This is a genomic window from Serratia sp. GW822-FHT06D09 (genome assembly GCF_058799515.1).
Genome location: NZ_JBXALO010000004.1, coordinates 432,541 through 459,123, shown reverse-complemented (window position 1 = coordinate 459,123; position 26,583 = coordinate 432,541). Strand labels below are relative to the sequence as shown.

The 26,583-nt window shown below is 55.6% G+C and carries 19 protein-coding genes; 6 read left to right on the top strand and 13 right to left on the bottom strand.

The genetic code is table 11. The features are described from left to right. Nucleotides 1-77 precede the first annotated feature (77 nt). Nucleotides 78-1,724 carry a multicopper oxidase CueO gene (gene cueO / locus AC1RKG_RS12995; RefSeq protein ID WP_493183214.1) on the bottom strand — a complete coding sequence of 549 codons (1,647 nt, stop codon included), beginning with the start codon at nucleotides 1,722-1,724 and terminating at the stop codon, nucleotides 78-80. A 173-nt stretch (nucleotides 1,725-1,897) separates the two neighbouring features. On the opposite strand from cueO, the gene AC1RKG_RS12990 reads away from it, so the two are divergent. From AC1RKG_RS12990 to speD, 3 genes are all read left to right on the top strand, one after another. Then, entirely contained in the window at nucleotides 1,898-2,245 is a 348-nt protein-coding gene (locus AC1RKG_RS12990; RefSeq protein WP_041415681.1) for a YacC family pilotin-like protein, read from the top strand. 109 nt (nucleotides 2,246-2,354) lie between these two features. After that, nucleotides 2,355-3,218 carry a polyamine aminopropyltransferase gene (gene speE, locus AC1RKG_RS12985; protein WP_041415683.1) on the top strand — a complete coding sequence of 288 codons (864 nt, stop codon included), beginning with the start codon at nucleotides 2,355-2,357 and terminating at the stop codon, nucleotides 3,216-3,218. 27 nt (nucleotides 3,219-3,245) lie between these two features. Continuing rightward, a complete protein-coding gene (speD, locus tag AC1RKG_RS12980; RefSeq protein ID WP_020828578.1) occupies nucleotides 3,246-4,040 on the top strand; it encodes an adenosylmethionine decarboxylase in 795 nt (264 codons plus the stop codon). 34 nt (nucleotides 4,041-4,074) lie between these two features. Here the strand turns inward: speD and yacL are convergent, their stop codons facing one another. From yacL to pdhR, 7 genes are all read right to left on the bottom strand, one after another. Continuing rightward, complete coding sequence (gene yacL, locus AC1RKG_RS12975) at nucleotides 4,075-4,437, bottom strand: protein YacL (protein ID WP_020828579.1); 363 nt, start codon at nucleotides 4,435-4,437, stop codon at nucleotides 4,075-4,077. Between the two features lie 139 nt (nucleotides 4,438-4,576). After that, a complete protein-coding gene (gene acnB, locus AC1RKG_RS12970) occupies nucleotides 4,577-7,174 on the bottom strand; it encodes a bifunctional aconitate hydratase 2/2-methylisocitrate dehydratase (RefSeq protein ID WP_046372654.1) in 2,598 nt (865 codons plus the stop codon). Nucleotides 7,175-7,740: 566 nt separating this feature from the next. Then, on the bottom strand, nucleotides 7,741-7,884 hold the full coding sequence (locus AC1RKG_RS12965) for a hypothetical protein (protein WP_164171152.1): 144 nt from the start codon (nucleotides 7,882-7,884) through the stop codon (nucleotides 7,741-7,743). Nucleotides 7,885-8,089: 205 nt separating this feature from the next. Beyond that, nucleotides 8,090-9,514: a dihydrolipoyl dehydrogenase gene (gene lpdA, locus AC1RKG_RS12960; protein WP_020828582.1), complete on the bottom strand. Its 1,425-nt coding sequence runs from the start codon at nucleotides 9,512-9,514 to the stop codon at nucleotides 8,090-8,092. A gap of 233 nt (nucleotides 9,515-9,747) precedes the next feature. Further along, nucleotides 9,748-11,628, bottom strand: coding sequence for a pyruvate dehydrogenase complex dihydrolipoyllysine-residue acetyltransferase (gene aceF / locus AC1RKG_RS12955; RefSeq protein WP_020828583.1), 1,881 nt, complete (start codon nucleotides 11,626-11,628; stop codon nucleotides 9,748-9,750). Nucleotides 11,629-11,642: 14 nt separating this feature from the next. Next, the gene (gene aceE, locus AC1RKG_RS12950; protein WP_020828584.1) at nucleotides 11,643-14,306 is read right to left on the bottom strand and encodes a pyruvate dehydrogenase (acetyl-transferring), homodimeric type; all 2,664 of its coding nucleotides are present in this window, start codon (nucleotides 14,304-14,306) and stop codon (nucleotides 11,643-11,645) included. Nucleotides 14,307-14,471: 165 nt separating this feature from the next. Further along, nucleotides 14,472-15,236, bottom strand: a complete 765-nt coding sequence (gene pdhR / locus AC1RKG_RS12945; protein WP_020828585.1) for a pyruvate dehydrogenase complex transcriptional repressor PdhR — start codon at nucleotides 15,234-15,236, stop codon at nucleotides 14,472-14,474. Between the two features lie 633 nt (nucleotides 15,237-15,869). Here pdhR and AC1RKG_RS12940 point away from each other — a divergent pair. Continuing rightward, entirely contained in the window at nucleotides 15,870-17,249 is a 1,380-nt protein-coding gene (locus tag AC1RKG_RS12940) for an amino acid permease (RefSeq protein ID WP_046372651.1), read from the top strand. 65 nt (nucleotides 17,250-17,314) lie between these two features. Here the strand turns inward: AC1RKG_RS12940 and AC1RKG_RS12935 are convergent, their stop codons facing one another. The 3 genes from AC1RKG_RS12935 to AC1RKG_RS12925 are packed head-to-tail and all read right to left on the bottom strand — an operon-like array spanning nucleotide 17,315 to nucleotide 21,890. Beyond that, nucleotides 17,315-18,553 carry a c-type cytochrome gene (locus tag AC1RKG_RS12935; RefSeq protein WP_493183212.1) on the bottom strand — a complete coding sequence of 413 codons (1,239 nt, stop codon included), beginning with the start codon at nucleotides 18,551-18,553 and terminating at the stop codon, nucleotides 17,315-17,317. Continuing rightward, nucleotides 18,550-19,104 (bottom strand): (2Fe-2S)-binding protein, encoded by a 555-nt coding sequence (locus AC1RKG_RS12930; RefSeq protein WP_493183210.1) that lies wholly within the window; start codon nucleotides 19,102-19,104, stop codon nucleotides 18,550-18,552. Before AC1RKG_RS12930 ends, AC1RKG_RS12935 begins: the two co-directional genes overlap by 4 nt. Next, nucleotides 19,101-21,890, bottom strand: coding sequence for a xanthine dehydrogenase family protein molybdopterin-binding subunit (locus AC1RKG_RS12925; protein ID WP_020828589.1), 2,790 nt, complete (start codon nucleotides 21,888-21,890; stop codon nucleotides 19,101-19,103). The genes AC1RKG_RS12930 and AC1RKG_RS12925 overlap by 4 nt, the downstream gene beginning before the upstream one ends. Before the next feature lie 204 nt (nucleotides 21,891-22,094). Between AC1RKG_RS12925 and AC1RKG_RS12920 the strand changes: the two genes are divergently transcribed. Beyond that, nucleotides 22,095-22,679: a nucleotidyltransferase family protein gene (locus AC1RKG_RS12920; RefSeq protein ID WP_128865427.1), complete on the top strand. Its 585-nt coding sequence runs from the start codon at nucleotides 22,095-22,097 to the stop codon at nucleotides 22,677-22,679. A gap of 7 nt (nucleotides 22,680-22,686) precedes the next feature. Further along, nucleotides 22,687-23,733 carry an XdhC family protein gene (locus AC1RKG_RS12915; RefSeq protein WP_020828591.1) on the top strand — a complete coding sequence of 349 codons (1,047 nt, stop codon included), beginning with the start codon at nucleotides 22,687-22,689 and terminating at the stop codon, nucleotides 23,731-23,733. Here the strand turns inward: AC1RKG_RS12915 and AC1RKG_RS12910 are convergent. Then, on the bottom strand, nucleotides 23,657-24,523 hold the full coding sequence (locus AC1RKG_RS12910; protein ID WP_493183207.1) for a helix-turn-helix domain-containing protein: 867 nt from the start codon (nucleotides 24,521-24,523) through the stop codon (nucleotides 23,657-23,659). The two genes, AC1RKG_RS12915 and AC1RKG_RS12910, sit on opposite strands and share 77 nt — an antisense overlap. Nucleotides 24,524-24,692: 169 nt before the next feature. After that, nucleotides 24,693-26,339: a class I fumarate hydratase FumA gene (gene fumA / locus AC1RKG_RS12905; RefSeq protein ID WP_020828593.1), complete on the bottom strand. Its 1,647-nt coding sequence runs from the start codon at nucleotides 26,337-26,339 to the stop codon at nucleotides 24,693-24,695. Nucleotides 26,340-26,583 lie beyond the last annotated feature (244 nt).

Below are 26,583 nucleotides of genomic sequence, written 5' to 3'. Positions count from 1 at the left end.
AGAAGGGCGCAGAGTTTAGCATAGCCTGAAGCCGGTGGCGACGCGAGTGCGCCGCCACTTGAAAGACAACGAGGAGATCAGTCAGCTACCGTAAAGCCCATCATCATGCCGGTATCTTCGTGTTCCAGCAGATGACAGTGAGCCATATAGGCGTGATCGCTATTGGCCAGGTGATCGAAGCGCACCAACACTTCACTGCGCCAACCTTCTACGCGCACCGTATCTTTCCAGCCGCTGCGATGGGCCGCCGGCGGTTTACCGTTTTCCGACAGGATGCGGAATTGGGTGCCGTGAATATGGAACGGGTGCAGCATCATGTCGCCTTCGCCGGAAAGGGTCCACTTTTCGTACTTGCCGCGTTTGGCTTCAAACATCGGCTTGGTCATGTCGAAGGCCTTGCCGTTGATCATATTGCCATGGCTGAAATCGAACGGCTTCGCGCCGTGATCCATGCCTTTCATATTGCCGTGGTCCATGCCCTTCATACTGCCGTGATCCATACCCTTCATGCTGCCGTGATCCATCCCTTGCATACCGGACATATCACCGCTGTCGCCTTTGCCCATGCCACCGTGATCCATACTCATGCCGGCCATGGCCTGATGGCCATAGCGATCCATCAGCGCCTGCATACCCAGCTTATCCAACTGCGGGTTCATCATCAGCTGCAGCCAACGCTCCTGAATGCCGGTCACCGCAGGCAGCGCTGGCAGTTTCACCAGGCTGTCCGGCATCGTCTTGATGCCCTGCGCCAGCGAAGGCTGGATATGCAATACCGGCAGCGGCTGGTCGAACGGTGCCAGCGTCATGCCCATCTGTTTGACCGGCAGCGTGACGATATCGAAAGCTTTGCCGTCAGAGGCATCCACCAACACTTCGAAACGTTCGCCCATCAGCATCGGCAATTCGGTTAGTTTGACCGGCTCGGCCAGAAAACCGCCGTCGCTGGCAATCACATAAAGTGGACGGTTATCGCTGGCGGCCAGGTTTAGCGAGCGTGCATTACAGCCATTGAGGAAACGCAGACGCAGCCAGCCGCGAGGGGCCACGTGGCGCGGATACTGAGCGCCGTTGGTGAACATGCGGTCGCCAAACCAACCAACGGCAGCACTCATCACGTCCAGTTGGTATTCAATTTGCGCGTCCTTACCCAGCCGCTTGTCCTGCAGGATCACCGGAATATCATCCTGCCCCCAGGTTTTCGGCAGCGGCAGCTTACTGCTTTCGTCATCTTCGAGCAGCACCAGCCCGGCCAAGCCCTTCATCACCTGCTGACCGGTCTTGCCGTGGGTGTGCGGATGGAACCAGCAGGTAGCTGCAGGCTGCTCGATAGTGAACTGCACCCTGCGCGTTGCGCCTGGCTGAATCAGCGCCTGCGGTCCACCGTCTACGTCACCGGGGATTTCCAGACCGTGCCAGTGAACGGTGCTGGCTTCCGGCAACGCATTGCGGATATCCACCGTGACCGGTTTGCCACGCTGCAGGCGCACCGCCGGCCCCAGCAACGCGCCATTAAAGCCCCAGGTTTGGGTCGCCTTGCCCGGCAGCCAGTTCACCTCACCGGTCTGCAGCGCCAGAGCAATGTTCCCTTGTGCGTCCGGCATCAGCAGTGGCGGGATCGGTAACGCCGGCAATTCAGCCGCCCACGCGCCCCGGCTCCACAACGGTAAAGCGCTTGCCGCGCCCAGCGCAGCGGTCAGTTTGATAAAATCACGGCGTAACATCGCTGACTCCCTTTTCTCAGTGATCTAACTCATCTAATCGTCAGCCTAAACCCTCCCCTTAGCGGAAGGTCAAGCCTTTGCTGCCGGTTATGCTACCTGCGAGTAATAAAATTTGGTGCCTTTACAGGCAAGTGTGATAACGTCTGTAGACAACAAACAGGTCTATTTTCATGATGAAAAAAACAAGTTTACTGGTGCTGTTGCTCACCATGCTGGGGTTCTCCAACGCCAGTCTGGCGCTGAATGAGTCCGAAGCGGAAGATCTGGCCGATCTGACGGCGGTGTTTATTTATTTGAAAAACGATTGCGGCTACAACGACTTGCCCAATGCACAAATCAAACGCGCCATCGTTTATTTCGCGCAGCAAAACCGTTGGGATCTGACCAACTATAATAGTTTTAATATGAAGGCTCTGGGTGAAGACAGCTATCGCGATCTCAGTGGTATCGCCATTCCTACCCCGAACAAATGCAAATCTCTGGCACGCGACTCGCTAAGCCTGCTGGCCTACGCTAACTAATCCCCCGCCTTCCGCTATCTCTGTTTGAAATTCAGCCGTGCATCACCAGGCAGAGTTAGCTATGATGTTGCGCCAATTTTTCATGGCTGTTATTACGGAGTTCCCGCACATGACCCAGAAAGAAATTTGGTATGAAACACTGCATGCCAACTTCGGCCAGTACTTCTCGGTAGAGAACGTGCTGTATCGTGAGAAGACCGAGCATCAGGATTTGGTGATTTTTGAAAACCCGGTTCTGGGGCGCGTTATGGCGCTCGACGGCGTGGTGCAAACCACCGAGCGCGATGAGTTCATCTATCACGAGATGATGACCCACATACCGCTGCTGGCTCACGGCCAGGCGAAGAAAATCCTGATCATCGGCGGTGGTGACGGCGCTATGCTGCGCGAAGTCAGCCGTCATCAGGGCGTTGAACAAATCACCATGGTCGAGATCGACGCCGGCGTGGTGGAATTCTGCCGCCAATACCTGCCTAATCACAATGCCGGTGCTTACGACGATCCACGCTTTAAGCTGGTGATCGACGACGGCGTCAACTTTGTTAATCAGACCGATGAAAAATTCGATGTGATTATCTCTGACTGCACCGATCCTATCGGCCCCGGCGAAAGCCTGTTCACCTCGGCATTCTACGAAGGCTGCGCACGCTGCCTGAACGAGGGCGGCATTTTTGTTGCGCAGAACGGCGTGTGCTTCCTGCAGCAAGACGAAGCGGTCAATAGCCACACCAAGCTGAGCCAATACTTCAAGGACGTCAGTTTCTACCAGGCGGCGATCCCGACCTATTACGGCGGCATTATGACTTTCGCCTGGGCCAGCCAAAATCCGGCGCTGCGTCAGCTCGACTTGCCAACGCTGCAACATCGCTTTCATCAAAGCGGCTTAAACTGTCGTTATTATAACCCGGCAATTCACGCGGGCAGCTTTGCACTGCCGCAGTATTTGCTCGACGCACTGAACGTTTCACGTTAAGCGAGAAGATAAAGGAGGTGAACCAAATTGCATAAGCTAAAACTGCACGGCTTCAACAACCTGACCAAAAGCCTGAGTTTTTGTATTTACGATATTTGTTACGCCAAAACCGCGGACGACCGCGCTGGCTATATCGCCTACATTGACGAACAATACAACGCCAACCGCCTGACCGAGATCCTCAGCGAGACCTGCTCGATCATTGGCGCCAATATTCTCAACATCGCACGTCAGGACTACGAGCCTCAGGGCGCCAGCGTCACCATTCTGGTCAGCGAAGAGCCGGTCGACCCGGACGATGTCGATACTTCAGAACACCCGGGCCCACTGTCAAAGACGGTAGTCGCACATCTGGACAAGAGCCACATCTGCGTTCATACCTATCCGGAGAGCCATCCGGAAGGCGGTCTTTGCACCTTCCGCGCCGATATCGAAGTGTCCACCTGCGGCGTGATTTCACCGCTTAAAGCGTTGAATTATCTGATCCACCAGTTGGAATCTGACATCGTCACCATGGATTACCGCGTGCGCGGTTTTACCCGCGACGTAAACGGCTTGAAGCATTACATCGATCATGAGATCAACTCGATCCAGAACTTTATGTCTGATGATATGAAGGCGCTGTACCATATGATGGACGTGAATGTTTATCAGGAAAACATCTTCCATACCAAGATGTTGCTGAAGGATTTCGATCTGAAGCACTACCTGTTTAATGCCAAACCGGACGCGCTGAGCGAAGCCGAGCGTAAAGAGATTACCGATCTGCTGTGGAAAGAGATGCAGGAAATCTATTACGGCCGCAATATTCCGCATCTGTAATCTGTATCGGGCGCGGCACGCCGCGCCCTTACGTTCAGTATTTCAGCATAAAAGAACGGTAGGCCTTCAATACCTGCAAAAAGTCTTCGACGCCGCAGAATGAGAGGCTTTCTTCGTCATAGTAATTCATCCCCTCCTCCATCTCGTCGCCCTCGAACTCCAGCAGGTTAGCGCGGATCATCACTTCTTCCCCGTCCATCAGCAACGTGTATTCATGGCCTTCCAGCTGCCATTGACGCTCGCTGCCCTTCACTTGCGCCGCCCCGGCTTCGATGCGATCGAGCAGGTTGAAGTCGCCTTTGAGTTCTTCGTTGATCCAGTGGCCAATCGCCTCATGCCCCATCGAAAATCTGACCACTACCTGACCGGTAACGTCACGCAGAAATTCGTAATCCATAGCACGCCCTCCTGAGCCCTTTCTCTTAGTGTAAACATTAATTCATGACTAACTCAGTGAGCGCTCGCAAAGTTGGCAACTGAGAAAAATAAAACGGGAGGCCAAGGCCTCCCGTTAAACAGTTGCGCAATATAGCGACTTAAACAGCGGTTTGGAAGATCACGCCGTCGGCTTTTTCCGTGTACTGACCCAGTTGGTCAAAGTTCAGATAACGGTAGGTATCCGCCGCTGACTTATCGACCTGTGCCATGTACGTCTGGTACTCGTCCGGCGTTGGCAGACGACCCAGCAGCGAAGCCACCGCCGCCAGTTCTGCAGAAGCCAGATACACGTTGGCACCGGTCCCCAGACGGTTCGGGAAGTTACGGGTCGAGGTGGAAACCACCGTCGCACCGTCGGCCACGCGCGCCTGGTTACCCATGCACAGTGAACAACCCGGGATCTCGATACGTGCACCGCTCTTGCCGAATACGCTGTAGTAGCCTTCTTCGGTCAACTGAGCCGCATCCATCTTGGTTGGCGGAGCCACCCACAGACGGGTCGGCAACTGGCCTTTGTGCTGATCCAGCAGCTTGCCGGCCGCGCGGAAGTGGCCGATGTTGGTCATGCAGGAACCGATAAACACTTCATCGATCTTGCTGTTGGCCACGTCGGACAGCAGACGCGCGTCATCCGGATCGTTTGGTGCACACAGGATTGGCTGAGTGATCTCTGCCAGATCGATGTCGATCACCGCAGCGTATTCTGCATCCGCATCGCCTTCCAGCAGTTGCGGATCCGCCAGCCATTTTTGCATGCCCTGAATACGACGCTCCAGGGTACGACGATCGCCGTAGCCTTCGGAGATCATCCACTTGAGCAGCACGATGTTAGAGTTCAGATACTCTTCAATCGGTGCCTTATCCAGCTTGATGGTACAGCCGGCAGCGGAACGTTCGGCCGAAGCGTCAGTCAGTTCGAATGCCTGCTCGACTTTCAGATCCGGCAAGCCTTCGATCTCCAGAATGCGGCCGGAGAAGATGTTCTTCTTGCCCTTCTTCTCTACGGTCAGCAGGCCCTGCTGGATGGCGTAGTAAGGGATTGCGTGTACCAGGTCACGCAGAGTAATGCCAGGCTGCATCTTGCCTTTGAAGCGCACCAGGACAGACTCTGGCATATCCAGCGGCATCACGCCGGTAGCGGCGGCAAAGGCAACCAGGCCGGAACCCGCCGGGAAGGAGATACCGATTGGGAAACGGGTGTGGGAGTCACCGCCGGTGCCTACGGTATCCGGCAGCAGCATACGGTTCAGCCAGGAGTGAATAACGCCATCACCCGGACGCAGCGACACGCCGCCACGGTTCATGATGAAGTCCGGCAGCGTGTGGTGGGTCGTCACGTCAACCGGTTTCGGGTACGCAGCGGTGTGACAGAACGACTGCATCACCAGATCGGCGGAGAAGCCCAGGCAAGCCAGATCTTTCAGCTCGTCACGGGTCATCGGGCCGGTAGTGTCCTGTGAACCGACAGAGGTCATCTTGGGTTCGCAGTATTCGCCCGGGCGCACGCCGGCAACGCCACAGGCGCGGCCAACCATTTTCTGCGCCAGGGAGAAGCCTTTGCTGCTGACAGCCACTTCTTTGGCAATGCGGAACACGTCGCTGTGCGGCAGGCCCAGCGCTTCACGCGCTTTGGTGGTCAGACCGCGACCGATGATCAGCGGAATACGGCCACCGGCACGCACTTCGTCGAGCAGTACGTCGGTCTTCAGTTCGAAGTTGGCAATCAGTTCACCGGTTTCGTGGTTGCGCACTTCACCCTTGTACGGGTAAATGTCGATCACGTCGCCCATGTTCAGGTCATTGACGTCCACTTCAATCGGCAATGCACCGGCATCTTCCATGGTGTTGAAGAAGATAGGCGCGATTTTACCGCCCAGCACTACACCGCCACCGCGCTTGTTAGGCACGTAAGGGATATCGTCGCCCATAAACCACAGCACCGAGTTGGTGGCGGATTTACGAGAAGAACCGGTGCCGACAACGTCACCGACGTAAGCCAGCGGGAAACCTTTCTTGTTCAGCAGTTCGATTTGCTTGATAGGCCCAACGCTGCCCGGCTGATCCGGCACTATGCCTTCACGTTCGTTTTTCAGCATCGCCAGGGCGTGCAGTGGGATATCCGGGCGTGACCAGGCATCCGGTGCCGGCGACAGGTCATCGGTGTTGGTTTCACCGGTGACTTTGAATACGGTAACGGTGATTTTTTCCGCCAGTTGCGGACGAGACAGATACCACTCGGCATCGGCCCAGGACTGCATAATCTGCTTGGCGTGCGGGTTACCCGCCTTGGCTTTTTCTTCCACGTCGTAGAAGTTGTCGAACATCAGCAGCGTATGGGACAGCGCTTTGGCGGCAATCGCAGCCAATTTTTCGTTATCCAGCGCGTCGATCAGCGGATGAATGTTATAGCCACCTTGCATGGTGCCTAACAGCTCTACGGCTTTCTCGGGGGTAATCAGGGGGGAGGTCGCTTCGCCTTTGGCGATGGCTGCCAGGAAACCGGCTTTTACATAGGCGGCTTCGTCGACGCCCGGTGGCACACGGTTAATCAGCAGGTCTAACAGGAATTCTTCTTCGCCTTTTGGCGGATTCTTTAATGATTCAACCAGCGCTGCCATTTGGGTGGCGTCTAACGGCTTAGGGACGATGCCCTCTGCAGCACGCTCGGCTACGTGCTTACGGTATTCTTCTAGCACGACATTCTCCTCGCTCTCATTGTCATTTATTGTGCCTGGCGTTCTCTATTCAAACCGGGTTTAGCGCACGGTGTTGATGCCATTGATCCTGACGGGGCACTGCTGTCGATGTCCTGGACTGTAAGTACAGTGCCCGGTTCCGCTCAGCCAGCATATCAGGATTTGAATTGGTTGTTAATTCGTTCACATAAAAGCAACATTAAATCTTTGCTGAATCGTTGAGCGCAGTGTAATCGGCTGCGACATAGGCCCGACGGGGCTACAGAGAGGTTCCGTTCCCAACATACATCAGCCTGACGAGCACAACATAATACCCACTCACTTACAATGGCTATTAGTCGCGAATTGTAAAATTTGAGAGCGGAAGGCACAAAAAAACCGCCATTAAGGCGGTTCTGTTGTTCCGTTCGGTGTTAGCAGGCACCTCACGGATTTCTTACATCGTTAAGAACGATACAAGCGCTACCGAGCCAAAACATTGTGCGCAATGATGATTAAAAAATCAACAAAAAGAATGTCTGAACATTCATTTCAACGTAATATTTATCCGGGTCTGTTCTGCCAATTTAGCAGTTGGTCATCGGGCTTGAGAACAGTGCTGCAACAACTGCGATACAGGCGCTACCGGGCGCTTGTTCCGCCGGGATTTTTCCGGTGAAGTCGCGGTGGTCGTGGTTCCACAAGGATCGCGCAATGAAAGGGAGTTCCATGTTTATCCTGCTCATTGTACTGGGATCGGCGTTTGGCGTGAGCAAAGGCGGTTGGTCGGTTAACGGCAACAGCCTCACGTTCAACGTGATATTCCAGAACAAGTAAGCTACTGGCCGCTCATCGAGCGGCCTTTTACCTAGATGCCGCGCATAAAAAAACGGCCCCTTTTCAGGAGCCGCTTATTCACCTTTCAAACCAGCAGAATTACTTCTTCTTGGCTTTCGGGTTAGGCAGATCGGTGATGCTGCCTTCAAAGATCTCTGCCGCCAAGCCTACGGATTCGTGCAGGGTTGGGTGAGCATGGATAGTCAGCGCGATGTCTTCTGCGTCGCAACCCATCTCGATAGCCAGACCGATTTCACCCAGCAGCTCGCCACCGTTGGTGCCGACAATCGCGCCACCGATGATACGATGAGTTTCTTTGTCGAAAATCAGTTTGGTCATGCCGTCTGCGCAGTCGGAAGCGATAGCACGGCCAGAAGCTGCCCACGGGAAGGTGGAAGTTTCGTAGCTGATGCCTTTTTCTTTCGCTTCTTTCTCGGTCAGACCCACCCAGGCAACTTCCGGCTCGGTGTAAGCGATCGATGGGATCACTTTCGGGTCGAAGTAGTGCTTCATGCCGGCAATAACTTCAGCGGCAACGTGGCCTTCATGCACGCCTTTGTGCGCCAGCATCGGTTGACCGACGATGTCGCCGATAGCGAAGATGTGCGGCACGTTGGTACGCAGCTGTTTGTCGACGTTGATGAAGCCACGCTCGTCAACTTCCACACCGGCTTTACCCGCTTCCAGCAGCTTACCGTTCGGCACGCGGCCGATAGCCACCAGCACCGCGTCATAACGCTGTGGTTCTGCAGGCGCTTTTTTGCCTTCCATAGTGACATAGATGCCGTCTTCTTTGGCTTCTACCGCGGTCACTTTGGTTTCCAGCATCAGGTTGAACTGCTTGCTGATGCGCTTGGTGAAGACTTTCACCACGTCTTTGTCAGCCGCCGGGATCACCTGGTCAAACATTTCGACAACGTCGATCTGTGAACCCAGCGCATGGTATACGGTGCCCATTTCCAGGCCGATGATACCGCCGCCCATAACCAGCAGACGCTCTGGGACAGTTTTCAGCTCCAGTGCATCGGTAGAGTCCCACACGCGTGGATCTTCATGAGGAATGAATGGCAGTTGGATCGGACGAGAACCTGCAGCGATGATGGCATTGTCGAAGTTGATGGTGGTTGGACCATTTTCGCCTTCAACAACCAGGGTGTTAGCGCCGGTGAACTTGCCCAGGCCGTTAACCACTTTCACTTTACGGCCTTTAGCCATGCCAGCCAGACCGCCGGTCAGCTGATTGATGACTTTTTCTTTCCAGACGCGCACTTTGTCGATGTCAGTTTTCGGCTCGCCGAAAACGATGCCGTGCTCGGCCAGCGCCTTGGCTTCTTCGATCACTTTGGCTACGTGCAGCAGTGCTTTGGAAGGGATACATCCCACGTTCAGGCAAACACCGCCCAGCGTGGAATAACGTTCAACCAGAACGGTTTCAAGACCTAAGTCAGCGCAACGAAAGGCAGCAGAGTAACCTGCCGGGCCCGCCCCAAGTACCACGACCTGAGTTTTAATTTCAGTACTCATCATGACCTCTTAATTGATTGTCCGGCGGGTCAGACGTCATTTTTATTGCTAATCGATCTCATAACGCCCTTCATCCACCGGGACGCTTACACCGCGAGCAGTTTACAGAATTGTTAATAATCTGCAAAGCGTGTTCGAGTGACCCGTGTCTCAACAATTTTGTCGAGTCGTGCAAAAACCGACAAAACTGCTACAGAAGCGATAAGGGCGCAGCATGCTGCGCCCTTTTTTCATTACATCACCATACGGCGGATATCAGCCAGCATGTTGTTGATGATGGTAATAAAGCGCGCACCATCTGCACCATCGATAACACGGTGGTCGAAGGAGAGCGACATTGGCATCATCAGGCGCGGCACGAACTCTTTACCGTTCCAGACCGGCTCCATAGCAGACTTGGAGACACCCAGGATAGCCACTTCCGGCGCGTTCACAATCGGCGCGAAGTGAGTTGTCCCGATACCGCCCAGGCTGGAGATGGTGAAACAGCCACCCTGCATTTCGCCGGCGGTCAGTTTACCGTCACGCGCTTTTTTGGAGATAGCCATCAGCTCACGGGACAGTTCGGTGATGCTCTTCTTGTTCACATCTTTGAATACCGGAACTACCAGGCCGTTTGGCGTATCAACCGCAACACCGACGTTGATGTACTTTTTCAGCGTCAGCTTCTGACCATCTTCGGACAGAGAGCTGTTGAAACGCGGCATCTGCTCCAGAGCGGCAGCAACGGCTTTCATGATGAACACCACCGGGGTGAACTTCACATCCAGCTTACGCTTGGCCGCTTCTTCGTTCTGCTGCTTGCGGAAAGCTTCCAGATCGGTGATGTCGGTTTTGTCGAAGTGAGTCACGTGCGGGATCATCACCCAGTTACGGCTCAGGTTGGCACCCGAGATTTTCTGGATGCGGCCCAGTTCAACTTCTTCGATCTCACCGAACTTGCTGAAGTCCACTTTCGGCCATGGCAGCATGCCTGGCAGACCGCCACCGGCAGCAGCAGCTGGCGCCGCTTCTGCACGTTTGACCGCGTCTTTCACGTAAGTCTGAACGTCTTCGCGCAGGATACGGCCTTTACGACCGGTACCTTTCACTTTCGCCAGGTTTACGCCGAACTCACGCGCCAGACGGCGGATGACCGGGGTAGCATGCACATAAGCGTCGTTCTCGGCGAACTCACCTTTGGCAGCTGGAGCAGCCTGTTTGGCTGGTGCCGCGCTGGCAGCCGGTGCCGGCGCTGCTTCTGCTTTTTGAGCAGGAGCAGCCGCTGGTGCAGCGCCTTCAACTTCGAACACCATGATCAGGGAGCCGGTTTTCACTTTGTCGCCGGCGCTGATTTTGATTTCTTTCACGGTACCTGCGAACGGTGCCGGCACTTCCATAGAAGCCTTGTCACCTTCAACGGTGATCAGTGACTGCTCAGCGGCAACTTTGTCGCCCACTTTCACCATCACTTCGGTCACTTCTACTTCATCGCCACCGATATCCGGTACGGCAACGTCTTTGGCCGCAGAGGCAGCCGGTGCCGCTGGAGCAGCAGGCGTTTCAGTCGCAGCCGGAGCGGCAGCAGAAGCTGCGCCAGCCACTTCGAATACCATGATCAGAGAACCGGTGGTGACTTTGTCGCCAGTGCCGATTTTGATCTCTTTCACGGTGCCTGCGAACGGTGCAGGGACTTCCATGGAAGCCTTGTCGCCTTCAACGGTGATCAGGGACTGCTCGGCTTCCACCTTGTCGCCCACTTTCACCAGGATCTCGGTCACTTCCACTTCGTCAGCACCGATGTCCGGTACGGCAACGTCTTTGGCAGCCGCGGCAGCCGGAGCAGCAGGTGCCGCAGCCGGTTTTTCTTCAGCCTTGGCAGCAGGTGCGGCCTGAGCCGCCCCTTCCGCTTCAAAGATCATCAGCAGTTTGCCGGTTTCGGTTTTATCACCGACGGCAACTTTGATCTCTTTAACCACACCCGCCTGCGGGGAAGGGACTTCCATGGAAGCTTTGTCACCTTCAACGGTGATCAGCGATTGTTCAGCTTCAACTTTATCGCCCACTTTCACCAGAATCTCGGTGATTTCCACTTCGTCTGCACCGATGTCCGGTACTTTGATTTCGATAGACATTTCTTCTGTACCTCTTATGCCAGACGCGGGTTAACTTTTTCTGGGTTGATGTCGAATTTCTTAATCGCATCAGCTACCACAGAAGCTTCAATTTCACCGCGTTTAGCCAGTTCACCCAGTGCAGCAACCACAACGTAAGAAGCGTCAACTTCAAAGTGGTGGCGCAGGTTTTCGCGGCTGTCTGAACGACCGAAGCCGTCAGTACCCAGAACGCGATAGTCGCTGGCTGGAACGTAAGTACGAACCTGTTCTGCAAACAGCTTCATGTAGTCGGTAGACGCAACCGCCGGCGCATCGTTCATCACCTGAGCAATGTACGGTACACGTGGAGTTTCGGTTGGGTGCAGCATGTTCCAACGCTCGCAGTCCTGGCCATCACGCGCCAGTTCAGTGAAGGAAGTCACGCTGTAGATGTCAGAACCCACGCCGTAATCGTCTGCCAGGATCTTCGCCGCTTCACGTACGTGACGCAGGATAGAACCTGAACCCAGCAACTGAACCTTGCCTTTGCTGCCTGCCAGAGTGTCCAGCTTGTAGATACCTTTGCGGATACCTTCTTCTGCGCCCTGCGGCATGGCCGGCATGTGGTAGTTTTCGTTCAGCGTGGTGATGTAGTAGTAGACGTTTTCTTGCGCGTCGCCGTACATGCGGACCAGACCGTCATGCATGATCACTGCCACTTCGTATGCATAAGCTGGATCGTAAGAGATACAGTTAGGGATAGTCAGAGACTGAATGTGGCTGTGGCCGTCTTCGTGCTGCAGACCTTCACCGTTCAGGGTGGTACGGCCTGAAGTACCGCCGATCAGGAAGCCGCGCGCCTGTTGGTCGCCTGCTGCCCAGCACAGGTCACCGATACGCTGGAAACCGAACATCGAGTAGTAGATGTAGAACGGAATCATCGGCAGATCGTTGGTGCTGTAGGAAGTCGCTGCGGCCAGCCATGAAGATGCTGCGCCCAGTTCGTTGATGCCTTCCTGCAGGATCTGACCTTTTTCGTCTTCTTTGTAGTAAGCAACCTGCTCACGGTCCTGCGGGGTATATTGCTGACCGTTCGGGCTGTAGATACCGATCTGACGGAACAGACCTTCCATACCGAAGGTACGCGCTTCGTCAGCGATGATTGGAACCAGACGATCTTTGATCGACTTGTTCTTCAGCATCACGTTCAGGGCACGCACGAAGGCGATGGTGGTGGAGATTTCTTTGTTCTGCTCTTCCAGCAGTGAGCTGAAGTCTTCCAGAGCCGGCATTTCCAGCTTCTGGGTGAAGGCTGGCAGACGGGTCGGTACATAACCTTTCAGCGCCTGACGGCGTTCGTGCAGGTATTTGTACTCTTCAGAGTCTTTCTCGAAGGTGATGTACGGCAGTTTTTCGATGTCGGCATCGGCAACTGGCACATTGAAACGATCGCGGAAGTGGTGAACCCCTTCCATGTTCATTTTCTTCACCTGGTGAGCAATGTTTTTACCTTCCGCGGTTTCACCCATGCCGTAACCTTTAATGGTATGGGCCAGGATAACGGTTGGTTTGCCTTGGGTGTCCTGCGCTTTTTTCAGTGCAGCGAAGACTTTCTTCGGATCGTGACCACCGCGGTTCAGCGCCCAGATTTCGTCGTCGGTCATGTCTTTGACCAGAGCGGCGGTTTCCGGGAAGCGGCCGAAGAAGTGCTCACGTACGTAAGCGCCGTCTTTGGATTTGAAGGTCTGGTAGTCGCCGTCCAGGGTTTCGTTCATCAGCTGGATCAGCTTGCCGCTGGTGTCTTTACGCAGCAGTTCGTCCCAACGACCGCCCCAAATCACTTTCAGTACCTGCCAGCCTGCGCCGGAGAAGATACCTTCCAGTTCATTGATGATCTTGCCGTTACCGGTGACTGGGCCGTCCAGACGTTGCAGGTTACAGTTGATGACGAACACCAGGTTGTCCAGTTTCTCACGGGTGGCGATAGTGATCGCACCTTTGGATTCCGGCTCATCCATCTCACCGTCGCCCAGGAAGGCGTAAACGGTTTGAGCAGAGGTGTTCTTCAGGCCACGGTGTTCCAGATATTTCAGGAACTTCGCCTGGTAGATGGCGCTGATTGGGCCCAGGCCCATGGAAACGGTCGGGAACTGCCAGAATTCAGGCATCAGTTTAGGATGCGGGTAAGAAGACAGGCCTTTACCGTGAACTTCCTGACGGAAGTTGTTCATTTGGTCTTCGGTCAAGCGGCCTTCAAGGAAGGCACGTGCGTAAACGCCCGGAGAGATGTGGCCCTGGAAGTAAACCAGATCGCCGCCGTCTTGCTCGTTGCGTGCACGGAAGAAGTGGTTGAAGCAGACTTCATAGAAGGTCGCGGAAGATTGGAAGGAAGCCATGTGGCCGCCCAGGTCCAGATCTTTCTTGGAAGCGCGCAGCACGGTCATTACCGCGTTCCAGCGGATAGCGCTGCGGATACGACGCTCAAGATCCAGGTTACCAGGGTAAGCAGGTTCGTCTTCCACCGCGATGGTGTTGACGTAGTTGTGGGCCGCAGCACCGGCTGCAACGCTAACACCGCCTTTACGGGCTTCACCCAATACCTGATCAATCAGAAACTGAGCTCGCTCAACACCCTCTTCACGGATGACCGATTCGATCGCCTGCAGCCAGTCGCGGGTTTCGATCGGATCCACGTCATTGTTTAAACGTTCTGACATGGTGGTATTCCTTATCTGTCTAATGGTTTGTTTTGGAGCCTGTCTTCCTGTGTTCTGAGGCAAAACACACGAAGACAGGCCCATCAGTTTAGTTGCCGCTTAAATGCTTAACTAAGCACTTCGAACGAAAGCTCCGCAGGCTGGTGTGCCCTGAAGAGAACGCTCTTAATCCTTGCGTTGCTGGAGACGCCGTAGCGATCTCTCGCGCCGAGTATGCTCCCGGCTGAGATCCAGCAAGATTTCCTCGATAAACGCCAAATGGCGGTGCGAGGCTTCACGGGCCTTTTCCGGCTCGCGTGCCACAATCGCCTCAAAAATTCCGGCGCGGTGGCTGCTCACCTTTGCCAACATCTCACGGCGCGAGTAGAGCAATTCAAAGTTCTGACGTACGTTCTGTTCCAGCATCGGCCCCATGCAGCGTAGCAGGTGAAGTAACACAACGTTGTGGGCAGCTTCGGTCACGGCGATTTGGTACTGCATGACCGCGTCGGCTTCGGCGTCGAGATCGCCGCTTTCCTGGGCCTGCTGGATCACTATGTGGCAATCGCGGATGCGCGCCAGATCTTCGTCGGTGCCGCGCAACGCCGCGTAATAGGCAGCAATGCCTTCGAGGGCATGACGGGTTTCCAACAGATCGAATTGTGATTCAGGGTGGTCGGCCAACAGTTCAGCCAGAGGATCGCTGAAGCTCTGCCACAGATTAGTTTGCACAAAGGTACCACCGCCCTGACGGCGCAGGAGCAGCCCTTTGGCTTCCAGGCGCTGGATGGCCTCTCTCAGAGAAGGACGGGAAACATCAAATTGTTTCGCCAGCTCGCGCTCCGGTGGCAGTTTTTCGCCTGGACGCAGTGTTCCCTCGAGGATCAGGTGTTCGAGCTGCTGCTCGATAACATCTGACAACTTGGGTTGGCGGATTTTGCTGTAGGCCATGGGTGAATTCTTCTCTGCGAATGGCGCGGAGTCAATTGGTAATACCAATTTCAAAAACGTGACGGTAAAGTAACAAAGTATTCACCTCCTGTCCATATGGGCCTTGATCGAAATCAGGTTACCCGCACATTTTAACACCTCAATACCAGAGCTGCTGCAAACCGCTAACGCACGCTTGGTAATACCATTTACGAGGTAGGTTTTTGATTTAACTTTTGCGAAACCTGCCGTCAGGCAGACTGAAGCATCAAAGGCAGGATTTTATTGCATGTTTATTAAGCTTTAACGAATAGCTATTTGCAGCGCATAAGGTGCGCTCAACCGGTCAATATTTCGCCGAACCAAAGCGACCAGCGCTAAATTATTTTTGCGCATTATGTGATTTGCTGCTTATTTCATGCACTGAATCCCCCCTGCCGTCACACAACCCGCATTTTGTTTCCTAAACTGCTGAAATCTTAATCACTCATCCTATAAAGCAGGTGCAAACTGACGCGCATAACATTATTCTTTGCCAAACGGTAGCGGCTCCGTGGAATTAATAGATATAACGCCGTAAATAAAATAAAACACACATCGTAACCACTGCTTTACAGCATGTGAGTAATTCTGCAACGACAGAGGGTTTCATTGATGGATGGTCAACAGCATGGCGACCAGCTGAAGCGCGGCCTGAAAAACCGCCATATTCAGCTTATTGCTCTAGGGGGCGCTATTGGTACCGGGCTATTTCTCGGTATCGCGCAAACAATAAAAATGGCCGGTCCTTCGGTCATTCTCGGCTATGCCATTGGCGGCTTTATCGCATTTCTGATCATGCGCCAGCTGGGTGAAATGGTAGTGGAAGAGCCGGTTGCCGGTTCGTTTAGCCACTTCGCCTATAAATACTGGGGCAACTTTGCCGGCTTTGCTTCCGGCTGGAACTACTGGGTGCTGTATGTATTGGTGGCGATGGCGGAACTGACCGCGGTCGGTATCTATGTGCAGTACTGGTGGCCGGAGATCCCAACCTGGGTATCGGCGGCGGTGTTCTTCCTGGCCATCAATGCCATCAACCTGGCGAATGTTAAGGTCTACGGCGAGATGGAATTCTGGTTTGCCATCATCAAAGTCGTGGCGATTATCGGCATGATCGTGTTCGGTGCCTACCTGCTGTTCAGCGGCCTGGGCGGCCCGGAAGCCACCGTAACCAACCTGTGGGCACAGGGCGGGTTCTTCCCGAACGGCATCATGGGGCTGGTGATGGCAATGGCGGTGATCATGTTCTCGTTTGGTGGGCTCGAGCTGGTGGGTATTACCGCCGCGGAGGCCGACAACCCGCAGAAAAGCATTCCCAAAGCCACCAACCAGGTGATCTACCGCATCCTGCTGTTCTATATCGGCTCACTGACCATTTTGCTGTCGCTGTACCCTTGGGGCAAAGTGGTGGAAGGCGGCAGCCCGTTCGTGCTGATCTTCCACGCGCTGAACAGCAACCTGGTAGCAACCGTGCTGAACATCGTGGTGTTGACCGCCGCCCTGTCGGTGTACAACAGCTGCGTTTACTGCAACAGCCGCATGCTGTACGGCCTGGCGAAGCAAGGCAACGGTCCGAAGAGCCTGCTGAAGGTGGACGGCCGCGGCGTACCGGTTATCGCTATCGCCGTCTCCGCCACGGCCACCGCGTTCTGCGTGCTGATTAACTACCTGATCCCCGGTCGCGCATTCGAATTGCTGATGGCGCTGGTGGTCTCGGCGCTGGTGATCAACTGGGCGATGATCAGCCTGGCGCACCTGAAGTTCCGCGCAGCCAAGAACCGCGAAGGCGTAGAGCCGAAGTTCAAGGCCTTCTGGTATCCGTTCAGCAACTACCTGTGCCTGGTGTTTATGGCCGGTATCTTGGTGATCATGTATCTGACGCCGGGCATTCAAATCTCGGTGTTGCTGATCCCGGTTTGGGTGGCAATTTTGGCCATTGGCTATATCGTCAAGCAACGTAGCCAGCGTGCAATGAGCGCAACCAGCCGCAGCTAGTTCACGCCAAAAACAAAATGGCCCGCAGTTTTACACTGCGGGCCATTTTTTTAGCCTGACTTAGGCTACTTCTTGCGCAGGGCCTTCACCTGCTCGGCGGTGATATCCGCCGGTAAGCCACCCCAGGTTACGCGCAGATAGTTCACCAGCTCCGCCACTTGCGCATCGTCCAGACGTTCGCCAAAGGCCGGCATGCTCTGCATACTTTCGCCGTTGGGGAATTGCTGCGCCGGTAAACCGTCCAGCACCGAGACAATCAGATTCTTGGCATCCGGTTGGCGCAGCGTGGCGTTATCGCGCATCGCCACCGCTACGTGCGGCTTGCCCTCACCTTCACGCGCATGGCAGCCGGAGCACTGATCCAGATAGCTGATACGCCCGGCATCGCTGCCCTGGCCGATTTTAACCGGCACTGCGGCCGGCGGCTGTTCACCCATCAGATAGGTCGCCAGTGCTTGATGGTCTTCCGGCGTCAGATGACGGGTGCTGAGATCCACCACCATGTGCATCTCACTGAACGCAGATCCCTGAGGTGCCATCCCGGTTGCCAGGAAACGGTTGAGGTCATCCGGCGTCCAGCCGCGCTGGGCCAATCCGTGCGGCGTGATGTCCGGCGCCATAAAGCGCCCCAAATCGCCCCCCTGCATCGTCTTGCCAAGATTCATCTGCCCCAGCATACCGCGTGGCGTATGGCATTCCCCGCAGTGACCCAGCGTATCCGCCAGGTAACGGCCGCGTTGCCACTGCGCCGAATTGCCTTGTGAACTGGCTGGCAACGGCGCCTGGCTGCGGAACAGCAGGTTCCAACCGATCAGCGCCATGCGTTGATTAAACGGGAACGGCATGTCGTTTTCAGGAATGGCGACGTCCACCGCAGGTCGGGTCATCAGATAGGCGTAGATGTCATCGGCATCCTGGCGTGAAATACCTTTATACGAAGTATAGGGCATCGCCGGGTACAGATGACGCCCGCCCGGTGCCACACCCTGAGTCAGCGCAAGGAAGAAATCGTCTTTGGTCCAGCGGCCAATGCCATGATCGGCCGAAGGCGTCAGGTTACTGCCATAGATAGTGCCGAACGGCGTCTCCAGCGGATAGCCCCCGGCCAAGGGCGCGCCGCCGCTGGCGGTATGGCAGGCGGCGCAGTCGGCGGCCTGCGCCAGATAGCGACCGCGGGCAACCTGTTCCGTGCTGGCGGTTACCTGCAGCACCGGGCCATCGTAACGGCGGTTTTCCCGCCACCACAGCACGGCGATGACGATGATGACCACCAGCAGGATCAACAGTGCGAGACGTTTTTTCATTGCGCCGTCTCCTTCAGCAGGCCCGGGGTTTTGAGCACCACGTCACGAACCGCTTCATAGTAACGAACATAGCCGGTACAGCGGCAGATATGACTGTCCAGCGCCTGTTCAATGGCGCTTTCCAGTTGCTCACGGGCAATGGGTTCACGCTTGAGTTTTTCCACAAAAATGGTGGCGGCGTTGACAAAGCCCGGCGTGCAGTAGCCGCACTGGAAGCTGTAATGCTCCAGAAACGCCTTCTGGATAGGTGACAACTCCACCACTTCGCCCTGCGCGTCCACCTTGGCATGCCCCTCTACGGTGCGGACTTTTTTGCCGCTGAAGAAGTGCGCGCCGGTGATACAGGTACGCACCTCTTCGCTGGTACCGCTTGGGTGATCGACAATTGCTACGCAGGCGTGGCAGATACCCTGCCCGCAGCCAAGACGCGATCCGGTCAGGTCGAGATACTCGTGCAGGAAATCGATCATCATCAGCCCTTCAGGTACGTCGATCGGGCCGTATTGCTTTTCGTTGATGGTCAGGGAAATCGGCTGGGTTTTGATGCTCATTGTAATACCTCACGAATATTTTCTGCACGAACGGGCAAATCACGGAAACGGTGGCCAGTGGCGTCGGCGATGGCGTTGACCAGGGCCGCGACCACCGGGATCATCACCACTTCGGCCATGCCTTTGGGCGGATCGGTTTCCGACAGCGCGGGCAGGATGTCATCGGTCTGTTTCCAGACCGCCACATCGCTGGCGCGTGGCAGGTGGTAGCGGTTAAAGTTCCAGGTACCGTTACCGGGCCCGTCTTCGTACAGCGGTAAATATTCGTGCAGTGCATGACCAATTCCCATCGCCAACCCGCCCTGCAACTGGCCGGAAACCAGTTCCGGCACAATCAGGTTGCCGCACTCCATGATCGAATGGTGATTCAGCAGTTCTACCTGGCCGGTGGCGATATCCACCGCCACTTCCGCCAGGGTTCCGACGGCACTGTAATAGGTCACCGCCGCGTTATTGCGTTGAGTCGGGGGATAATAGACCTGATTACGTGGCAGCGTTTTGAACTCGCCACCGGCGTTGCGCACAGCCAGGCCATCAATCGGCAGGCGTTCGCTATTGCCGCTCAGGGTAAAGTCCGCTTCCGCCCACTGCCAGCGGTTGAATACGTGCACCGCTGCGCCTGCGATCCCGCCCATCTGGTAAAGTTGTTTTGCCAGCCGCTCCAGGCTCAACACCTCCATACCGGCAGCGGTCAATCCCCCCTCCACCCAACGCGCATCCTCTCGGCGCACCACTAAAGGTGCCGCCTGGCCGCCACCGGGGCCGGATTGCCAAATGGCCATCGCTGCCGGCCACAGGCCATGATCGAATATCAGCCGCGCCGCTTCGCGCGTACTGTGCGAGAAGTAATACGCCGAGTTGCTGGCGCTGGAAGGTGAGCAGTAGCTTGGCGTCCAGGCCGGATTGGTTTGCAACCGATCCTGATCGGCCTGCGACATAACGTAGGGATCGCCACTGGTGACCATCGGCAGCACAGACCAGTCGGTCACCGAGAAGTGAGCCTCGTCTGCCGGTTTGCCCAGCCACTGAGCGCACAACACCGATTGTGAGGTCGACATGCCGGTGCCCATCTCGGCACCGCTGTGATGCAGCATAATGCGCCCGTCTTCTCCCAGTTCGACGCGGGCGAATGAAGTTTCGGCACCGGTACCGAAGTCTTTTTGCACGCAGCCAAAGCCTACGCCATAGCGTTTGCCCGGATGCTGGCTTTCAAACTCCGCCTTACGCTTGGCGCGTTGCAGCCACATCTCATGCTTCGCCGCCTTCTCCAGCACTTCATCGGCGCGAATAGCCCCGGCAGGAATGGCCCCCTGCGTATTTTTCATGCCGGATTTCAGTACGTTGCGCAAACGGAATTCAATCGGGTCAATCTTCAGTTCGGCAGCCAGCTCATCGACCATCATCTCGGTGGCGGCCATGCTTTGCAGCGTGCCGTAACCCCGTGCCGACCCTGCGTCGATAGCGCGCGAAGCCAGCCCCACCGCAGACAAATCGCTTTTCGGGAAGTAATAAATCGACTGCGCCGCGGTCGCCGCCACCATCACCACCGAAGGCGTAAAGTTGCTGCGGCCACCGCCGTCTGCCGTCATCTCACCATGGAATGACTGCAGCACGCCGGTTTGGCGGTTTACCGCAATGCGGTAATTCATGTCGAAGGCGTGGCGTTTCAGCGCAGTCTGGAACTGTTCGAAACGGTCGTTGGCCAGCCGAACCGGGTGCCCGTCGCCGTACATCGCCGCCACCGCGCCGTAATACGGGAAATTAAAGTGATCTTTCGAGCCGTAACCGACGGTGTAGCATGGGTGCAGAATCAGCTGTTTAACCGGCGGATTGCGTTTTGCCAGCATGCGCGGCATTTCATCGGCCACTTCCTGCGGCGATTGAGTCGGCACCACCAGATGCAGCGTTTGCGTCTCGGCATCGAACCAGCCGTTGGCGTTGTCCGGCTCCAGCGCGGAGGTGTCGACGGACTGCGTGGTATAGCGGCGTGACATCACCAGCCACTCATCCGGCGGCGTTTTCAACTCATCGGCAATCATGCCGGCGTAATACATGCCTTCCTGATCCAGCTTGCCGCCTTCGCGTCCTTCCGGCCAGACCGGCAGGTGTTTCTTCATCGAAACCGGGAAAATCGGAGTATCCTTCAGGCTGGAAAAACGGTCGTCATCGAACGGCTTGTCTCCCCCCACCCGCACATAGCGGAAAGTGCCCCAAGGGTCGCGCTGCAGCGGACCGGTTTGCGCCCCGTATTTAATCGTGCCTTCGCGGAATTTCAGCTTGTCTTTGGCAAAGCGGAAACGGGCAAAATCGTGATAAATCAGGATTGCCACCGCCTGGCCCAGGTAAGCCGGGGTTTTGCCAATCGGCAGCAGCATGTCGTCGCCGTAAAATGCCGGGAAAGCCAAACCGTCGCGCGCCAAATCCTCGGCGGTTACCAGCCGATCGGGCTGCAGGTCGTCGCCCAGCAATGAGAGATCGATACCTTCGAACAGCTTGTCTGCTTGAGTGACGCGCAAAATAAAGGCGTGCGCCTGCTGCTGTGGCCAGTGCGGCATATCCACCGCGCGAATATCACGGGCAAAGACCTTCTGCCCCATGACCTTGGCACGGCCATCGATACGAAAGCGTATACGTTTCTCGTGGGCATCCCAGTTCGGGGACTGGAGGATCTTCTGCTCAAACAGCGCGGCATAGGCACGGCTGTACAGGGGCGCGAGGTACACGGAGACCCCCGCTATCACGGCGCTTTTGATAAAGCGACGCCGCGACGGGTTGAAATTGCTCATAAAAAGTCCTTTGCATCTTTATTGTAGTTTTGTGTTCAGCGGTGGTGTTGCGCAAACGCTGACGACCTTGCCGTAGACGTCATAAGCATATGCTTATAACCAAAATTATGTGATGATTAACATGCGATTTTCAATAAAAACACATCTCAACAACACATATTTTTAGTAAGGTAATTAGAAGTTGCGCAAATTCGGGCGGATAAGATGACAACAGGCATAGTGATCGCCGCTGCAGGACGTGGAGAACGCTTCTCTCAAGCCGGTGGCGCAGGCAATAAATTAAATGCCGAGTTTGCGGATGCCACAGGCCGCCAACGCTCGCTGTTTGAACAGACGCTGCGTCAAGCGTTGGCTTCCGGCCTGCCCCTATGGGTGGTCACCCGGCCAGACAACCGCCAGGTTCAACAGATTTGCGCCGCCTATCAGGTTCCGGTCACGCTGCTGGCCAGCGTCGGCCTTGGCGATTCCATTGCCGCCGGCGTTAACGCCACGCCGCACTGGCAAGGCTGGTTGGTTCATTTGGCGGATATGCCGTTCGTTACCCCGGCGGTTTTCCAGCAGGTAGCCAGCGCGTTGCAGCACCACGCCATTGTCCGTCCCCGTTTTGAACAACAGCCGGGTCACCCGGTTGGGTTTTCCGCTCTATTGCGCAAACAACTGAGCCAATTACGTGGCGATAATGGTGCACGCGATCTGCTTAAAGAGCAGGCGGTACACTGGCTTAATCTTGATCAACCCACTGTCGTGCAGGATATAGATCTTCCGTCACAGCTACCGGTCAGCGAGTAACTCATCTATGCAACATCTCGATATCACCGTGGTCAGCCAGGCGATAAACTGGCTGAAACAACAACCGGTGTGGCTGTGCACCGTGCTGAGCACTTACGGCTCCTCACCGCGATCGCCGGGGGCGCTGTTGGCCGCCACGCAGGACGGACATTATTGCGGCTCGCTGTCCGGAGGATGCGTGGAAGAAGACTTTCTGCGGCGCCTGGCGGCCGGGGAGTATCAGGCTGCCAGCCAGGTCATTCGTTACGGTGAGGGCGGTCTGGAGCCCAACGTAGCGCTGCCCTGCGGCGGCGTGCTGGAGGTGCTGATTGAGTATTTACCGGCGGGCGACGAGAGCATCGATTATCTGACAACCCTCGCCGGCGCGTTAAACGGACACCATGCGCTGGTCAAACGCCTCACTCTGCCGGATGCCTGCGGCAGCCTGACGTTGACCGATTTCGCCAGTGCGACCCAGGTGGAACGCCGCGGCCCGCAAATTACCCTGCATATTGCCGCAGCCCCGCGTTTGCTGATCGCCGGTCTTTCCAGCGTGGCATTGTACTGCGCCGATTTCGCCAGTTCGCTGGGGTTTGAAGTGTTGGTGTGCGAGAACCGTCCGGAGGCGCTGGAAAATTTCGCCCCGCAGCTGAGATCCAACGTGACGCTACTGCGTCAGTTTCCGGCCAAGTTTATTGAAGACGGCGGCTGTCACGCCAATACCGCGATTGTCGCGCTGACGCACGATCCCCGCATGGACGATCTGACGCTAATGGAGGCTATCCATACCCCGGCGTTTTATATCGGCGCCATGGGATCGTTGCGCAACAGCGCGCGTCGTCGCCAACGCCTGCAGCAGATTGCCGAATTCAGCCCACAAGAGCTGGAGCGAATTCATGCCCCGATTGGCTTACCGCTCGGCAGCAAGACCCCGGCTGAAATCGCGCTGGCGGTGATGGCAGATATCGTGCAGCAAAAGAACCGCTCTGCCACCCCGCTCAGTCAAGGGGAGTCACCGGCACCAGGTGTTGGAGCTCAAGATGCAGCTCCTCCCGCTCATTTAGCGAATAGTTGAACATCGTCAGGTCAGGCCCTTCCCGGCGAGCCAGGCCAAGTTGCGGCAAGACCTGAGTGTACATCTGCACAATATGATCGTTCAGGGCCACTGGCTTGCCGGCATAGCAAAAACGACAAAAATCACCGGAGATATCCGGCAGCGCTTCAAGCCCGGCACCGTCATTGACCGGGCAGTCTGCCGCAACGCCCAGGGTATAATCCACCCGCACTCGTTCCCCATCTGGCACAAACTGGGCCAGCGAATAGGTCAATGCAGGGCGCTCACCCAGCAGAGCATAGAACGTCTCTTTGATTTTGCTGCGGATGGGAAGGTGCGACTTATCCAGATCGGTAATGTCCAGATGGTAAGGGTAACTCTTCCCTCGGATAGCATACTGCCCCTTGGCGACCTTGATGCGATCGACCTTAATATCCCCCGGCTGATTCACCGACAGCGAGCGAACCAGATGGCTGAAGTCCTGTTTACGCGCATGGCGATAAACACTGGGAGATTCGGCAAAGTGCTTTTTGAAGCAGCGAGAAAAGGTTTGTTGGTTATCGAATTGATATTCAATAGAAATATCAAGAATGCTTTTTTGCGTATAACGCAAGGCGAAAGCGGCGAGGTACAAGCGGCGCGCGCGAATATAGGAAGCCAGCGACAAACTGGTCTGCTTTTTGAACATTCGCTGCAGATACCATTTCGAGTAGCCTGATTTGGCAGAAACGATATCCAATGACAAGGGATTGGTTAGGTTGTCTTCAATCCAGACCAGCAATTCCCTGATATGACTTTCCTGCGTTTCCATGAGTTTGCCGAACCTTCTGTTCCAAATATGCCTTTATGCGCGTATTAGTGCTTTGCGCGTAGGGTATACAGGTTAAAACATCGCGTCCAGCGGGCTACAGTAATTTACACAGGGGTTGATAAAACCTGAAATTTGCCGCCCCACTGCGGGCGGCAAATCCTTTCGGCGGTTACTTCACGCAGCGAGAACACTGGCCAGACTGGATCTTCTGGAAGAAGTCATTGCCTTTATCATCCACCAGAATAAACGCCGGGAAATCTTCCACTTCGATTTTCCAGATCGCTTCCATACCCAGCTCCGGGTATTCGACGCAGGTCAGGCTCTTGATGCTCTGCTGCGCCAGTACCGCCGCCGGGCCACCGATGCTGCCGAGGTAGAAGCCGCCGTGCTTGTGGCAGGCGTCGGTCACCTGCTGGCTGCGGTTGCCTTTCGCCAGCATGATCATGCTACCGCCATGAGACTGCAGCAGGTCGACGTAAGAATCCATGCGCCCGGCAGTGGTTGGCCCCAGTGAACCAGAGGCGTAGCCGTCCGGCGTTTTGGCCGGGCCCGCGTAATAAATCGGATGATCCTTAACGTATTGCGGCAGACCTTCCCCTCTGTCCAGACGCTCTTTCAGCTTGGCATGCGCAATGTCGCGGCCCACGATGATGGTGCCGCTCAAGGACAGGCGGGTGGATACCGGGTATTGCGACAGCTGCTTGAGGATCTCGGCCATCGGGCGGTTAAGGTCAATCTTGATTGCCTCGCCCTCACCGGCCTGACGCAGCTCCTGCGGGATAAATTTGCCAGGATTATGCTCCAGCTTCTCCAGCCAGATGCCGTCACGGTTGATCTTGCCTTTAATGTTACGGTCAGCGGAGCAGGAAACCCCCATTCCGACCGGGCAGGATGCGCCATGGCGCGGCAGACGCACCACGCGAACGTCATGCGCAAAGTATTTACCGCCAAACTGCGCGCCCAATCCCAGGTTCTGCGCTTCTTTCAGCAACTCTTCTTCCAGCGCCACGTCGCGGAATGCCTGACCGTGCTCATTGCCTTCGGTCGGCAGACCGTCATAGTACTTGGTCGACGCCAGTTTTACGGTTTTCAGGGTTGCTTCCGCCGAGGTGCCGCCGATAACGAACGCCACGTGGTACGGCGGGCAAGCCGCGGTGCCCAGCGTACGCATTTTCTCGACCAGATAATCCTTCAGCTTGCCCGGAGACAGCAGCGCTTTGGTTTCCTGATAAAGGTAGGTTTTGTTGGCAGAACCGCCGCCTTTAGCAATACACAGGAATTTGTATTCTTCACCGTCGACGCTGTAGAGGTCGATCTGCGCCGGCAGGTTGCTGCCGGTGTTAACCTCTTTATACATATCCAGCGCGGCGTTTTGCGAATAGCGCAGGTTGTCTTCGATAAAGGTGTTGTACACCCCGCGTGACAACGCTTCTTCGTCGCCGCCACCGGTCCAGACGCGCTGGCCCTTTTTACCGACGATAATGGCGGTACCGGTGTCCTGACAGGTCGGCAAAATACCTTTGGCGGCGATTTCTGAGTTACGCAAAAATTGCAGCGCAACGTATTTGTCGTTTTCGCTGGCGTCCGGATCCTTGAGGATATCGGCAACCTGCTGCTGGTGCGCCGGGCGCAGCATAAATGAGGCGTCATGAAACGCGTGCTGGGCAAGGAGGGTTAACGCTTCAGGGGCTACTTTCAGAACTTCCTGGCCTTCAAATTCGCTCACGGAAACGTGATCGCGGCTTAACAGATAGTATTCGGTATCGTCTTTCTTCAGCGGGAACGGATCTTGATAATGGAACGGTTTATTCGACATTGATCTCTCACTTGCAACATCAGCTGCGTTAAATTCACAATTACTCAGCCAGCTCGGGGCAGGCCGCGTCAAAAAACTTCCCACACCTTACGTATTTTTAATCAGTCGGTTATTGCGCTAAATCGCATAATAACCCCTGCGTTAGAAAGGTATTCTCTCGGGATGCTTTTCAATCTTTTCTGTGAGCGCTGCGGGTACAGACTCAGCATGTACGGTTTATTATCCCGCAGTTAACACATTGATT

Bases quoted from the DNA above. Each gene is read 5' to 3' on its own strand.
- cueO (WP_493183214.1), bottom strand. From the start codon at position 1,724: ATGTTACGCCGTGATTTTATCAAACTGACCGCTGCGCTGGGCGCGGCA.
- AC1RKG_RS12990 (WP_041415681.1), top strand. From the start codon at position 1,898: ATGAAAAAAACAAGTTTACTGGTGCTGTTGCTCACCATGCTGGGGTTC.
- speE (WP_041415683.1), top strand. From the start codon at position 2,355: ATGACCCAGAAAGAAATTTGGTATGAAACACTGCATGCCAACTTCGGC.
- yacL (WP_020828579.1), bottom strand. From the start codon at position 4,437: ATGGATTACGAATTTCTGCGTGACGTTACCGGTCAGGTAGTGGTCAGA.
- AC1RKG_RS12965 (WP_164171152.1), bottom strand. From the start codon at position 7,884: ATGGAACTCCCTTTCATTGCGCGATCCTTGTGGAACCACGACCACCGC.
- lpdA (WP_020828582.1), bottom strand. From the start codon at position 9,514: ATGAGTACTGAAATTAAAACTCAGGTCGTGGTACTTGGGGCGGGCCCG.
- aceF (WP_020828583.1), bottom strand. From the start codon at position 11,628: ATGTCTATCGAAATCAAAGTACCGGACATCGGTGCAGACGAAGTGGAA.
- aceE (WP_020828584.1), bottom strand. From the start codon at position 14,306: ATGTCAGAACGTTTAAACAATGACGTGGATCCGATCGAAACCCGCGAC.
- pdhR (WP_020828585.1), bottom strand. From the start codon at position 15,236: ATGGCCTACAGCAAAATCCGCCAACCCAAGTTGTCAGATGTTATCGAG.
- AC1RKG_RS12940 (WP_046372651.1), top strand. From the start codon at position 15,870: ATGGATGGTCAACAGCATGGCGACCAGCTGAAGCGCGGCCTGAAAAAC.
- AC1RKG_RS12935 (WP_493183212.1), bottom strand. From the start codon at position 18,553: ATGAAAAAACGTCTCGCACTGTTGATCCTGCTGGTGGTCATCATCGTC.
- AC1RKG_RS12930 (WP_493183210.1), bottom strand. From the start codon at position 19,104: ATGAGCATCAAAACCCAGCCGATTTCCCTGACCATCAACGAAAAGCAA.
- AC1RKG_RS12925 (WP_020828589.1), bottom strand. From the start codon at position 21,890: ATGAGCAATTTCAACCCGTCGCGGCGTCGCTTTATCAAAAGCGCCGTG.
- AC1RKG_RS12920 (WP_128865427.1), top strand. From the start codon at position 22,095: ATGACAACAGGCATAGTGATCGCCGCTGCAGGACGTGGAGAACGCTTC.
- AC1RKG_RS12915 (WP_020828591.1), top strand. From the start codon at position 22,687: ATGCAACATCTCGATATCACCGTGGTCAGCCAGGCGATAAACTGGCTG.
- AC1RKG_RS12910 (WP_493183207.1), bottom strand. From the start codon at position 24,523: ATGGAAACGCAGGAAAGTCATATCAGGGAATTGCTGGTCTGGATTGAA.
- fumA (WP_020828593.1), bottom strand. From the start codon at position 26,339: ATGTCGAATAAACCGTTCCATTATCAAGATCCGTTCCCGCTGAAGAAA.